The organism is Vibrio zhanjiangensis (assembly GCF_030161235.1).
Lineage (GTDB): Bacteria > Pseudomonadota > Gammaproteobacteria > Enterobacterales > Vibrionaceae > Vibrio > Vibrio zhanjiangensis.
In genome coordinates, this window is record NZ_BSPW01000005.1 from 25,985 (window position 1) to 38,927 (window position 12,943).

A 12,943-nucleotide genomic window follows, 5' to 3' on the forward strand; every position below is an offset into this window, starting at 1 on the left:
CCTTGCGAATTAAGCTGACCGACCTGACCTATAGTGTAATGTATTTCTCTAATAATGAGAAAAAGACAGTAATAAGTCAGATCGATGCCTTTTATTTGAGTGGCAGGATTTTGATTTCCACTCGACGGTTACAAGCTCGCCCTTCAGTAGTGTCGTTAGAGCAAATAGGAAAACGTTCGCCGTTACCGCGAGCAATGGCTCTACCAGAGGCAACGCCTTGCGAGATGAGATAAGAGCGTACGGATTCAGCTCTTCGCTCAGAGAGCACTTGGTTTGTCGTATCACTACCAGTACTATCAGTATGACCTTCGATAACTAAGCTAGTATCAGGGTATTCAACCAAGATTTTGGCCACACCTTGGAGGGTTTTGTGGATGCTTGAATCAAGGTTGTAATCGTTTGATTGAAAGCCAATGCCATTTTCCATACGGAGCATAAGCTGATTTTCACCCACGCGCTCAACTTGGACACCAGAGTTTAATAGCTCTTTTCTCAATGCTGCTTCTTGTTGATCGAAGTAATAACCTACACCACCACCAATGGCAGCCCCACCAGCAGCGCCAATTAACGCATGTTGGCGACGTTCGGTTGCGTCATCACCAGTGGCTAGGCCTACAGCAGCACCCGCAAGTGCACCCATTAGTGCCCCTTTAGTCGCTGAGTTTGTCTCGCTTTCACCGGTTGTTGCATTTTCGCGTTGGGTTGCTTGGCAACCAGAGAGCAAGGCAGTTACCACCACTGCTAAAGCTAATTTATTCACAAAACATCTCCATGTATGGTCATTTTTGGGGTGTACCAGTGTGCAAATTTCGGTACCAAACCAATTAATGCCTTGGTTGATATTTATGTCAATTAATCATGCATCAATTTACTGAATATTTGCTAGCTTCAGACATAAGTGGTTGGTATTTGACCACCTTTCGTAAACTACGGAGATTTTTTACTGAGCTTTTTGGGAGCCTGTGTCCCGTTAATAGGGCGGCTAACAGATACAGAACGACCTTTCTTGAGGCCGACTTCATAATCAGCGGTCAAGTTTTTCATTGCTTCCTTAAGCTGCTTTTTGAACGTTTCTCTATCTATGTTCTTAAATTCTTTGTCGATATAATCGTCAATTTTTTTGCACGATTCTTCATCTGGGTTGATCATTGGCAATTTTTCAAGTGCACCTTCGACCCAACCGGAGACGAACGAGTTAACACGGCGAGTGACTTCAGCATTGGATGTGCCAGTACCGGCGAAGCTGTTACGAAATTTGCCTGACTGTTCGTTTAGTTCGCGATAAACAATATCAAAGGCAAAAGCTGCAAATATAGCCCGGTCTGCTTCGCCAATAAACTCGGCTCTTTTTAGCCCTTTGTGATTGGTGAGCACAGCTTCAACACCAAATTTTGTGTTGATACCACGAATAATACGCAGCAAGGTAGAGCTAATACTGGAGGGAAGAAGATGTGTCGATTGAGTTTTGCCCATTTTGATGAATTCAATATCATCTTTATCTAAGCCGTATTTGAGCATGAGACGATGCGCCATTTTTATCGCATTCGCGGCTTCATTTACATTAGCAGAGTTACCAAGTTCAAGACATTTCGCAATCTTTTTTAGGGCTTTTTGTTTATCCATCGACAACCAGAGATTCTTACCATTTTGCAAATAAGTCGATTATTTTAACTCTTCTGACACTAAAACGAAACTCTTGAAATGAGAATATGACTATAGAAAAACGAGTTAGCCGCTCGGATTGAGCGGCTGAATATTGATGGGTTTAAGGATTAAATGCCTAGGTCATCCATTAAATCTGAGGCTTGTGAGTTTGATTTATCTTTCTTTTCTTTCTCTTCTTTCACATTCATTAAGGCCTGTTCGAGAATGGAATCTGGGCTTTCTTCTTCGTGAGACTCAAACTCTTCGAGTTGAATAAACTCAGTTTTATCCATGGCGAGCTCTAAATAGAAAATGTTGCCTTTCTCGGTAGAAAACGTCACTCTGCGTGCTTGAGGGCGATCCAGATTGGTGTCTACTGACAAGATGACCTGTTTATTTAAGGTCAGCATTTTAGGTTGGTTTTGCGTAATATGGGTCTGGAGGTCTTTTCTGATTTGGTTGGTAAAGCCGCCGACAATTTGGTTCATGAGCTCACCCAACACGTCTGCAACCTCATCTGAGGTGTGTAATGTTGCAAGTTCCTCTTCAGGCATGCCCATGTGACGCATATAGTTGGTATAAATTTCTAGTGCCGCTTTTGAAGTGAAGTTGATGACCACCAATCCAGAGAAACCGCCATCAAACAGGACGAAACAACCAAAGTCTGGTTTGAGCCCTGTTTTGGTGATTTTTTGCACCATTGCAGAATAATGGATGTCAGAGTCGGTTGCCTCACTGAGTATGCTTGATACGGATTGACAGAGTTTTAAAAGAATGTCTTCTGTGGTGATGATTTGATTTTTTTTCATTGATGGCTCTCTTGTAAAAAATACGTACTAACTAACTCATAATGACTAAGTGTGGATAAGAAATTAGATTAGTGCCATGTTGAAATCGTATTTCTGTTTTATTCGCCGTTTCAAATGTTGTAAAGTGACGAAAATCATAAAATATTATCCATTTATTGGGACCCTTTACTGTTAGGAACAGTAAGGCAGGGGCAGGAAGCAAATGTTACCAAGATTACATTCTCAATCTGATGTCGATCCGGTTGTTCTCAATTTTCTCGAAGCACTCAAAAATGCAGGCTTTGAAGGAGATATTGAAAGTCAGTATTCTAGTCGGTTGGCTGTGGCGACTGACAATAGCGTTTATCAACAGTTACCACAGTCTGTGGTTCACCCTAAATCGACACAAGACGTTGTTTTAATAGGTAAGCTAAGTACTCAGGAAAAATATGAGCGCATTACCTTTTCTCCGCGTGGAGGTGGAACCGGTACTAATGGCCAATCTCTCAATCGTGGCATTATGGTTGATTTGTCTCGTCACATGAATAAAGTGCTCGAAATCAATCAAGAGCAAGGGTGGGTAAGAGTACAAACTGGTGTGATCAAAGATCAGTTAAATGATGTCATTAGGCCTTATGGCTACTTCTTTTCACCAGATCTCTCCACCAGTAACCGTGCGACGATAGGAGGTATGATAAACACAGATGCCTCCGGACAAGGCTCACTAAAATACGGAAAAACATCCGATCATGTTTTGTCTGTCCAAGCTGTGCTTATCGATGGCTCACTGCTCGAATCGGATCTATCTCAAGGCGAGCCAAAGCAAGAAGATTACGCCAGTCGTGCGTTAAAGATAACAGAGCAGATTTGCCGTGAAAAACGTCAGAAAATCAAAGCGAAGTTCCCACCACTGAATCGATTTTTAACGGGTTATGATCTCAGCAATGCCATCAATGAGGAAAAAGATTCGTTCGATATTACTCGAGTACTCTGTGGTGCAGAAGGTTCACTGGCTTTTATTACTGAGGCTAAACTCAACCTTACTCCCATTCCTAAGGTCAGAATTTTAGTTAATGTTAAATACAACAGTTTTGATTCGGCACTGCGTAATGCACCTTTGATGGTTCAAGCTAACGCATTATCCGTGGAAACTATCGACTCAAAAGTGTTGAATTTGGCTAAGCAAGATATTGTGTGGCATACGGTGAGTGATTTGCTGACGGATGTCCCTGGCAAAGAGATGCAAGGCATTAACATGGTCGAATATGCTGGGCATGATGCTAAGGAAATCGATCAGCAACTCAACGCGTTGACACAAAGACTTGATGAAATGATTGCGTCAGAGCAGGCAGGTGTAATCGGCTATCAGGTGTGTCGTGATCTCGCGAGCATTGGTCGTATCTATAACATGCGTAAAAAAGCGGTCGGCTTGCTTGGGGCAACCAAAGGGCGTGCTAAGCCTGTTGCTTTTGCCGAAGACACCTGCGTTCCTCCAGAAAACCTAGCCGATTTTATTGCTGAATTTCGACAACTACTCGATGCTCATTCTCTCTCCTACGGTATGTTCGGTCATGTTGATGCCGGCGTATTACATGTGCGTCCTGCTCTTGATTTATGCGATCCTAAACAAGAAACCCTCATGCATGAAATCTCGGATCAAGTGGTGAAACTGGTGTCCAAATACGGTGGTTTGATGTGGGGAGAGCACGGTAAGGGGTTTCGCTCTGAATATGGTCCTGAGTTTTTTGGCGATGAATTATTTACCGAATTGAGGCGTGTTAAAGCTGCTTTTGATCCTCATAATAAAATGAATCCGGGAAAAATCTGTACACCACTTGATAGCCAAGCGGAGCTGGTTAAGGTCGCAGCAGTTAAACGAGGGTATTACGATCGCCAAATCGATGTGGAAGTCCGAGACAGCTTCAAGCAAGCGATGGAGTGTAACGGCAACGGTTTATGTTTTAACTACGACAAAGCATCACCAATGTGCCCTTCAATGAAGGTTACAGCAGATAGACGCCACTCACCAAAAGGTCGGGCGGGTTTAGTCAGGGAGTGGTTAAGGCAGCTCACCGAACAGGGCGTAGATATTCTTGATATGGAGAAACAAATACTGTCAGGTACAGTATCAGTAAAGTCAATGATTGGACGAGTACGTAATACGCTCTCTAGACATAAAGACTATGACTTTTCTCATGAAGTATTGGAAGCAATGAATGGCTGTTTGGCATGCAAAGCCTGTGCGACTCAGTGTCCTATTAAAGTTGATGTACCAAGCTTTCGTTCTCGTTTTTTAAATATTTATTATTCTCGCTATCAACGTCCAGTGAAAGATTATCTTGTTGCGAATATCGAATCATTGCTGCCACTCATGGCGAAAACACCACATTTTGTTAACGGGGTTTTGAGTCAGAATTGGGTGCAGAAATTGACCACTTCTGTGGTTGGCTATACTGATCTTCCTTTGATGTCAGTACCGACGCTTGACGCAAGAATGAGCATCTATAAAAGATTTAATTTGGACGAACTGACACGCCTATCTGCTGATGATAAGGCTAATCATGTGGTTATTGTGCAAGATCCGTTCACCAGCTATTACGATGCGGATGTCGTAGAAGACTTTGCAAAACTGCTTATTAAACTTGGAAAAACGCCCGTTTTACTGCCATTTAAGCCTAATGGCAAAGCTCAACACGTTAAGGGTTTTTTGAAGCGATTTGCGCATACAGCCGAAACTACAGCGGACTTTTTGCGTCAAGTCGCTAACTGCAACCTACCCATGGTTGGTGTTGACCCTGCACTTGTCCTTTGTTACAGAGATGAATACAACGAAGTCTTGGGAGAAAAACGAGGGGATTTCAAAGTTCTCAATGTTCACGAGTGGCTAGAACCGAGACTCGAAGAGTTTGAAGCTACTGCTTCGAAACCAGCGGAACCTTGGTATTTGTTTTCTCATTGTACTGAAAAGACAAAAATGCCCAATGCTGAAAAAGAATGGGGCAGGATATTCACTCATTTTGGGGCAACTCTCAATACCGTACCGGTTGGCTGCTGCGGTATGGCGGGTACATTTGGCCATGAGGTCGATAAACTTGACATGTCTCGAGATATCTATGGTTTAAGTTGGAAACCCCAGATAGAGCAGTTGCCTAAAGATCGATGCCTTGTTACGGGTTATTCTTGTCGAAGTCAGGTTAAGCGGTTTGATAGCACCAAAATGCAGCACCCACTGCAAGCATTACTAAAGATTGTGTGAATGATCTGGCCCAGCACACTGTGCTGGGCTATTTTTTTATATAAGGCAGTCAGGTCGGTATGGAATATGAAAAGTCTTGAACGAAAGCTTCCTCCACCACTTGTTTTTATCATTTTGTGTTTAGCGGTTAAATTTACCAGCAATGAATTTAAAACCTTGTCTGTTCATTTGCCGTTTGCTCACATCGTATTGATAGCGTGCCTTGTAGTATCGGCACTTATTGGTTTTGCGGGTGTTTATGAGTTTAGAAAAGCGAAGACAACTATTCATCCTATTCAGGTAAAGCAAGCGTCAAAGGTTGTTGATACAGGTGTATTTTCGTTTACTAGAAATCCAATGTACTTAAGTATGTTCGTTTTGCTGTTTGGTTTTGCTTATTGGCAGCAAAATATTTTAAGTATGCTGATTACATCTACTTTTATATTCTACATTAATCGATTTCAAATTTTGCCGGAGGAAGAGGCTTTAGAGGAGTTATTTGGAGCAACCTATGTGGATTATAAGCAGCGTGTTAGGCGTTGGATATAAAAGATAAGTCCCACATGTTTGTGGAACTTTTCTTTTGCTCGTTTAAGCTGCTTGGTTGAGCTGTGCTAGAAAGGTTTTTTTACGTTCGTTGAAACGAGATACTAGCCCATCGATATCGTCTTGACTGTATTCTTTTAGGCCGCTAGCGACCATTCTCTTTATCCCTTTCCCAACAATGTCAACGCCTTGTTTAAAGTCAAAGTTTAGCGTAACTACACCTCGCTTACCGTCAACATCAAAAGTTGCGCTATTAAATTCAACTTCTGGGTTGCAGATGTCTAAACGCGAGAATTCCACTTCCATGCTTTCATAGATAACTAATGGTCGTTGGCAATTGATCATCATTTGTTGTTCTTGCATGAGTGGAACCATGATATGGGGAAAGTTCATTCCTGAAAACTGAACATAGTTGGTGACCACATGCTCAACAAAAGCGGGGTCTTGATTTATCTCCCCCTCACGATCCATTTGCAAGTACTCTTTACCATTAGCATCAACCACGCTTGCCTGCCTGTCGCATTTTTTTTCGATATGCAGAGCGATGCCATCACTGACCATTCCTGAAAAATCAAAACGCATTTTCTGGCTGACACCTTGTTTTTTCAGCAGTACAGCGAATAGAAGATCTCCCGGTACACAGAAGCGCTTGTTATCTTCATCATGAATTGGATTGAAGTCACCAGCGACTACCTTGGCAAAATGACTTGCCTGTTGGCGGGTAAACTCGAACTGATTGCCATTGCTAGAAAAATAGGGTTCTAAAAACATAACTTACGCTAATTAGCCAAAACTGAGTTGAATTATATATGAGGTTTTCAGTTCAATGGTCCATCCAGTGACAGGTTGCATTGGTGACACCACTATCTGGGGATACAGGGAGCAACCCGCACAAAAGTTGCTCTTTGCCAATCTTATGAAAAAACTTTCTCAAAAATGTGCAGAATATCAAACATAATTATTACTTGTGACTTATTATACCTTTGATTAATGTGTTATAAGTTAATTGATTTAAATAGTTTATGAAATGTGAGGGCAATTCGATAGTTAATAAATCAAATGTTGTTCATATGAGTCACAAATTTATATAGACAGAAGTATAGACTTTCTCAACGTTTATTTCGCTAAATTCAATTGGATTTGTGATGGCGCTGATATATTGGTCATTTGAAAAAGCTATTTATAACAGGCATTTGCGGATGATTGTTTGAGGCGGTACGTCTGTATGAAAATCATAAACTTACCAAATTAGTTCAGTTAAGCTGAATTTTATAAAACCTACATACTAAGACTATAAATATTAATTGAAGAAAATCTCATATTTCTTTGATATTAAATTTTGAGGATCAAATAAATCATAACAACTATTTAAACCATCTTTAGCTTAGCCAAAATAACAAATTTTTGAATAGGTATCACATTGTAATATTAAAATTTTCTAGGCATTTTTGTGTCTCAATATCCCATCGTGATCCTTTTTACTTCTCAAGCACTCTGTTGTTTTTTTGAAATTAATACAAACGCAATAAGTTCGTCTGTTATGGGAAGTTTCAGTAAGGAAGCTGATTGATTTGTTAGCGCGAGCGAAGAAATCTATTCAAATCTAGTTAGGAAAATCAAATGAAGTTGAGACAACTGGCACTGTTGTGTGCTTTCGCGTCTTCCTATGCAACCGCCTTTCAGGTCTGCACCATAGGAGAGGAATATGGGGTACTTGAAGGTGATGAGCTGCATCAAATACGTAAATCGAACTATCAAAGGTTCAGTGAGGACTTAACACCAGAAGAATTATTTACGTCCAGCCCATTACATAAATCGGATGTTAAACCTTCGTTATCAGAAGCAGAAGATATATTCCCACGGACCTCATCATTGCTTGAAACTGGTCCATCCAGTGCTATCACTCTTGAAGCCGAAGAGGCAACTGGTTTGTTAAAGACAATAGGTCGTTCAACTATAGGTGCGGCAAAAGGAGCACTCGAGGTTCTGGGACCAGTGGGTGACGCCGTTATGGTTGGCTTATGGGCTAACGATGTTGCACAGTCGTTTAAAGACGAAACGAATACCAGCTATGACCGCTTTACAACCGTTATGAGTCTCATTGATTGGTTTGGTGTACTCAAGCTGCCAGAACGAGAAATCGATCGTCAAATACTGGTCTCACGTTGGAACAGGGTCGCAGCTGGAGAACACTATAGTTTCAAGGTACATAACGATATTGTTACGCAACAAGACAAAAAGGACAAACAACATTGGGCGGATTTGTCTCGAGGCCAGCAAGCGATGCTTGAGGGAATAGCAAAAGGCTTCGCAACAGACCTAGCGTTGAAATACCAACAATATTACCAAGAGTCAGTGTTAGCTCAAGCTAAGTTGGCTGAAACATTGATTGATGGATTAGAAGAGGAAACGCACAAGTCGATATATAGTAAGATCTCACTGGAAAGAGCGGGGAAAAAGCTTTTTGCCGCGGATTTTGCATCATCATGTCACACTGAAGTCGAGACATTGCTTGCCCTTTATCCAGAGCAAGACGGTATGAATGCGCCGCTACCATTGATACCGTCCGCGCAGCAAGCCAGTCGTGCTCTTGCCAATCTACAGCATTGCCAGCAAAGTCAGTTAGATTCTGCGCTTGGTCTGCTCAATCGCCTACGTAGTGAAAGCGTCGAAGGATTGGTTCGACAATCTTTGCATCGCCTATATCAGCAAGTTCTTAATGCCAAAATTAGTATTGTTGAGACCGCAGCTGTTAACTTAGAACAGCTAAAAGCAGGCTTAATTGAACAAATGCGCTCTGAAGGTCGAAAGGCGATAGAGAGTGTGTTTGAGTCAGGTTCCGTTGAGGCGGCTCATAACTACTTTATTGAGCAAGCAGACTATTTGGCTATGGATGAGATGTCTCGCAGTATTTTTGGCCGTCCTGTGACCACAACTGAGCGTCGGCAAAAATACTTTGTGCTTCAGGAAGGTTATCAAAAGTGTACCAAGATAGGTATTTTGGGAGGAGACCCTAACTTTAGAGGCTGCACTCAATACACATGGATTCCTGCTGAAATTGAGAGATATGATTCATCAAAAGATGCCGTGATATCGACAATGTTGATGCCAGATAAAGATGAGATAACACGTGTCTTTGAAAGCACATTAGATAACTTGATTGAAAACGGTTGGAATGCACAGCGCGAAGAAAACTGGCTTGAACGGCAAATCCTGAATTTTTCGCAGAAACAACGAATTGTTCAGAAAGCTCACCAAGATAAAGCGCAAGTGTTACGCTGGTTGTTTGACTCATCATCAGCAATAGAGCCTGAGTGTGGGGGAGGAAATGGGTGTGCAGGATGGTCTGAAGAGTATTTGAACAAAGAACACCTTTCAAGAGACTCCTCTTTACACCAGATAGCAAGCTGGTATGCAAAAAACAAAGACGATGGTTACTATGTGCACAATAAGCGAATGAACAAGCTTAAAAGCCTCATTCCAGCAGCTTTGGAAAGTGAGTGGCAAGCCAATCATCTCAAGGGATTTTATAGCTATATTTATCCTGATAGTTTTGATCTAGATAAACACGCACCGTTGATTGCTTCTGCGCTTAGGAACTCGAATCTCGATATCACCAATTTAGCATCGGCACTTCCTCTTGCGAAAGGAATAGTCAAAGCACAAATTGCTGAGGCGACCAATACAGCCAAACTGCACGATGAGGAATGGCTAAATAGTCAGATTGGTGACTTCCAGCGCTATATTGCTATTGTTCACGCACAGAATACGTCATCTGGTCACTATTCACCCCAAGAACTGGGCGTAACGGGTCTCTTCTCTGAACCACTTCCGGCTCACCTTCTACGTTACATGACGTTGGATACGCATCAGAATATGGATAATGAGAGTCAAAGTTATTACTACACTACCAGCGATTATGATGAGATGAGTTATGACACTCGTTTGCATTTTTCTATTGATGCTTTGTTTGACTCAAATTCAGAGCTAGGAAATAAAATTGACAGGTTAATGCAAGTTAATACCAAGTTTACTGATATGCCGGGCCGGAGTTGTTTGATTGTTTATCCACCACTTAAAGATGCTTTAATGCAAGTCTCGGCAGACGAAGGCTTGTACTGGCTTACTCCTTTTTATGAGTGGTTCGATAGCCTTACTCGTCAACAGTTCAAATTATTTAGCACGATTCGCTTTTCCGTAATGAAACAAAATGAACTCAATATCGGTTGTGAACTTAGCTCAACCAACCCCGAATATTGGCGCTAGAAGAGGATGAATAAAGTTATGGATACAATTAAGGATTTCAACATACCTTCTACATTTACACGTTTATATCTAAATAGGCTAGCATCCAATTTAAAAACACTCCTATTTGCTTTGTTATTCTCATTTTCATGGCAAAGCGCTGTGGCTGCAGAAGATTTTACCGAGTTTAAAGGCCGTAAGTTAACCGAGGTAGAAGTGCGGCAACAAGCTCAAGACTTAATGCAGTGGTCGATTGCTCACAACGCTAAAGCAGAAAGGAAAATGCTGCCTGCCGAATACAGTTCAATCAAGCGTTATGGCCGAGTTGATTACGATGTGATTAATGAGTATATGAGAAAGGGAGAGCCTGAGCGTTATTTGGGACCTATGTTTGATGACTCCATCAAGTCGAGTGTGTCCAATATCCGTAGCGCACTCAATAAATTGCCAAACTACAAAGGTACGGTTTACCGTGGTTCGTCAATTAAGAATAGCTTGTTAGATAGACTGAATATTGGAGATATTCTCTATGAAAGAGCATTTTTGTCGACCTCAACCATACCAAATGTTGCGTTTAACTTTTCTTCTGCAGGAGCCATTGAAGGTCGCTCGGCTGCTCAATTTAAAATCGAACTCAAATCGTCAGGTCGTGCTATCAATGCCTACACATTTAAAGACTATGAAGCGGAAGTGATGGCCAAGCCCAATACTTATTTTCGAGTAGAGGCTATTGAGCGTGTTTCAGCCAACCAGAACTTTATCAAGCTTAGAGAGGTGAAAAACCCGGCTAAATATGTAAGTGCAGATCCAGATATTCATGTTTATGATAGTTATAGTGGTGAAGAGGTAGCGGTTCGTTCTCGTTCAGCATTGCGCTGTTTGTAATAATAATCGGCTGAGCAAATTGCTCAGCCGATGGCCATTTATCGGTGAATTATTATACGCTAGGCAAAATACTGTCGGGCAGTAAGTGATTGTGAACAGCAAGTTTCAGAAGGTGGTTTGCTTGCTCAATATCTGGCGCAAAGTAGCGGTCCTTATCATAAAAAGACACTTTTTCGCGTAAGATGTGTTTCGCTTGTTCAACTTTCTCTGATGATTTATGCGGTGCTCTGAAATCAAGTCCTTGAGCTGCTGCAAGATATTCAACGGCTAATATGCCTCGTGTGTTTTCTGCCATATCACCTAGGCGTCGACCTGCAAAGGTTGCCATAGAAACATGATCTTCTTGGTTTGCTGACGTGGGCAAGCTGTCAACAGACGCAGGATGAGCTAACGTTTTGTTTTCACTGGCTAATGCAGCTGAAGTGACCTGCGCGATCATAAAACCTGAGTTGACACCTCCGTTGTCGACAAGGAAAGGAGGTAACTTACTGAGCGCGCTATCAATGAGCAAGGCCATGCGTCGTTCAGACAAGCTGCCAATTTCGGCAATGGCAAGAGCGAGATTGTCTGCTGCCATGGCAACTGGCTCAGCATGAAAATTTCCACCCGATATGATGTCGCCATCATCGGCAAAAACCAATGGATTATCAGAGACTGAATTTGCTTCAACCTCTAGAATATCTGCTGCATTTCGGATCTGTTGCAAGCAAGCGCCCATAACCTGTGGTTGACAACGAAGTGAATAGGGGTCTTGTACTTTTTCACAGCCAGTATGAGAGTCACCAATTTCGCTTTTTGCATCGAGCAGTTCACGGTATGCAAGTGCCGCATCCATTTGTCCACGGTGTCCTCGTACTCGATGAATACGTGGGTCAAACGGACGGCGACTTCCTAGCGCAGCTTCAACTGACATAGCACCGCATGTGATTGCAGATGCAAATAAATCTTCAGCCGCAAACAGTCCCTCTAGAGCAAAAGCCGTTGAAGCTTGGGTGCCGTTTAATAATGCCAGACCTTCCTTGGGAGCCAGAGTGATGGGCGTAAGACCGGCTACTTTCATTGCCTCCAAACCTGAGATTATTTTGCCTTTGTGCCGCGCTTGTCCTTCTCCCAATAGTACGGTGCTCATATGGGCTAAAGGTGCTAAGTCTCCAGAAGCACCGACTGACCCTTTTTTAGGTACACACGGATAAACCTCAGCATTGATGAGATCTATCAAGGCCTGTATGACAGATAGGCGTATCCCTGAAAACCCTCTCGCGAGACTGTTTACTTTAAGTAACATCATAAGTCTTACGGTTTCATCCGACATCAATTCACCGATACCAGCAGCGTGCGAGAGAACAATGCTTTTTTGAAGTGTTTCAAGATCTTCTGGTGCAATGCGAGTATTTGCAAGTAGCCCAAATCCTGTATTAATACCATAGACGGTGCGATTTTCTGCAATGACTTGCTGAACAATTTTTGTGCTTTCGTTAATCGCAGGAATTGCCTCTGGATCAAGTGAAAGTTCGACGGCGGAGCGACTTACCTCACGCAGTTGTTTTAAACTAACATTTCCTGGTTTTAGCGTTAAAGTGAACATCTTTATTTTTCCTTG

The 12,943-nt window shown here is 42.1% G+C and carries 9 protein-coding genes; 4 read left to right on the top strand and 5 right to left on the bottom strand.

What is annotated here, in order from left to right; all coding sequences use genetic code 11:
* Positions 1 to 91 precede the first annotated feature (91 nt).
* The 3 genes from QQK21_RS01175 to QQK21_RS01185 all read right to left on the bottom strand — a co-directional run bounded on the left by QQK21_RS01175 (position 92) and on the right by QQK21_RS01185 (position 2,453).
* Positions 92 to 760 (bottom strand): YiaD family glycine zipper/OmpA-like lipoprotein, encoded by a 669-nt coding sequence (locus tag QQK21_RS01175; RefSeq protein WP_284190373.1) that lies wholly within the window; start codon positions 758 to 760, stop codon positions 92 to 94.
* Positions 761 to 927: 167 nt separating this feature from the next.
* A complete protein-coding gene (locus QQK21_RS01180) occupies positions 928 to 1,623 on the bottom strand; it encodes a DUF2786 domain-containing protein (RefSeq protein ID WP_284190374.1) in 696 nt (231 codons plus the stop codon).
* Between the two features lie 149 nt (positions 1,624 to 1,772).
* A complete protein-coding gene (locus QQK21_RS01185; protein WP_284190375.1) occupies positions 1,773 to 2,453 on the bottom strand; it encodes a DUF3334 family protein in 681 nt (226 codons plus the stop codon).
* Between the two features lie 202 nt (positions 2,454 to 2,655).
* On the opposite strand from QQK21_RS01185, the gene ydiJ reads away from it, so the two are divergent.
* Together ydiJ and QQK21_RS01195 are read left to right on the top strand one after the other, a co-directional pair.
* Positions 2,656 to 5,688, top strand: coding sequence for a D-2-hydroxyglutarate dehydrogenase YdiJ (gene ydiJ / locus QQK21_RS01190; RefSeq protein ID WP_284190376.1), 3,033 nt, complete (start codon positions 2,656 to 2,658; stop codon positions 5,686 to 5,688).
* A 66-nt stretch (positions 5,689 to 5,754) separates the two neighbouring features.
* Positions 5,755 to 6,216, top strand: coding sequence for a methyltransferase family protein (locus QQK21_RS01195; protein WP_284190377.1), 462 nt, complete (start codon positions 5,755 to 5,757; stop codon positions 6,214 to 6,216).
* A gap of 42 nt (positions 6,217 to 6,258) precedes the next feature.
* Here QQK21_RS01195 and QQK21_RS01200 read toward each other — a convergent pair whose 3' ends face one another.
* Positions 6,259 to 6,984 carry a DUF3581 domain-containing protein gene (locus tag QQK21_RS01200; RefSeq protein ID WP_284190378.1) on the bottom strand — a complete coding sequence of 242 codons (726 nt, stop codon included), beginning with the start codon at positions 6,982 to 6,984 and terminating at the stop codon, positions 6,259 to 6,261.
* Between the two features lie 849 nt (positions 6,985 to 7,833).
* Here QQK21_RS01200 and QQK21_RS01205 point away from each other — a divergent pair.
* A complete protein-coding gene (locus tag QQK21_RS01205) occupies positions 7,834 to 10,479 on the top strand; it encodes a hypothetical protein (protein WP_284190379.1) in 2,646 nt (881 codons plus the stop codon).
* Positions 10,480 to 10,497: 18 nt separating this feature from the next.
* On the top strand, positions 10,498 to 11,343 hold the full coding sequence (locus QQK21_RS01210; protein ID WP_284190380.1) for an ADP-ribosyltransferase: 846 nt from the start codon (positions 10,498 to 10,500) through the stop codon (positions 11,341 to 11,343).
* Between the two features lie 52 nt (positions 11,344 to 11,395).
* Here QQK21_RS01210 and hutH read toward each other — a convergent pair whose 3' ends face one another.
* On the bottom strand, positions 11,396 to 12,928 hold the full coding sequence (gene hutH / locus QQK21_RS01215; protein WP_284190381.1) for a histidine ammonia-lyase: 1,533 nt from the start codon (positions 12,926 to 12,928) through the stop codon (positions 11,396 to 11,398).
* Between the last annotated feature and the right edge of the window lie 15 nt (positions 12,929 to 12,943).

Excerpts from the sequence above, each read along its gene's own strand:
- QQK21_RS01195 (WP_284190377.1), top strand. The coding sequence starts at position 5,755 with ATGAAAAGTCTTGAACGAAAGCTTCCTCCACCACTTGTTTTTATCATT.
- QQK21_RS01205 (WP_284190379.1), top strand. The coding sequence starts at position 7,834 with ATGAAGTTGAGACAACTGGCACTGTTGTGTGCTTTCGCGTCTTCCTAT.
- QQK21_RS01185 (WP_284190375.1), bottom strand. The coding sequence starts at position 2,453 with ATGAAAAAAAATCAAATCATCACCACAGAAGACATTCTTTTAAAACTC.
- QQK21_RS01200 (WP_284190378.1), bottom strand. The coding sequence starts at position 6,984 with ATGTTTTTAGAACCCTATTTTTCTAGCAATGGCAATCAGTTCGAGTTT.
- QQK21_RS01180 (WP_284190374.1), bottom strand. The coding sequence starts at position 1,623 with ATGGATAAACAAAAAGCCCTAAAAAAGATTGCGAAATGTCTTGAACTT.
- QQK21_RS01210 (WP_284190380.1), top strand. The coding sequence starts at position 10,498 with ATGGATACAATTAAGGATTTCAACATACCTTCTACATTTACACGTTTA.
- ydiJ (WP_284190376.1), top strand. The coding sequence starts at position 2,656 with ATGTTACCAAGATTACATTCTCAATCTGATGTCGATCCGGTTGTTCTC.
- hutH (WP_284190381.1), bottom strand. The coding sequence starts at position 12,928 with ATGTTCACTTTAACGCTAAAACCAGGAAATGTTAGTTTAAAACAACTG.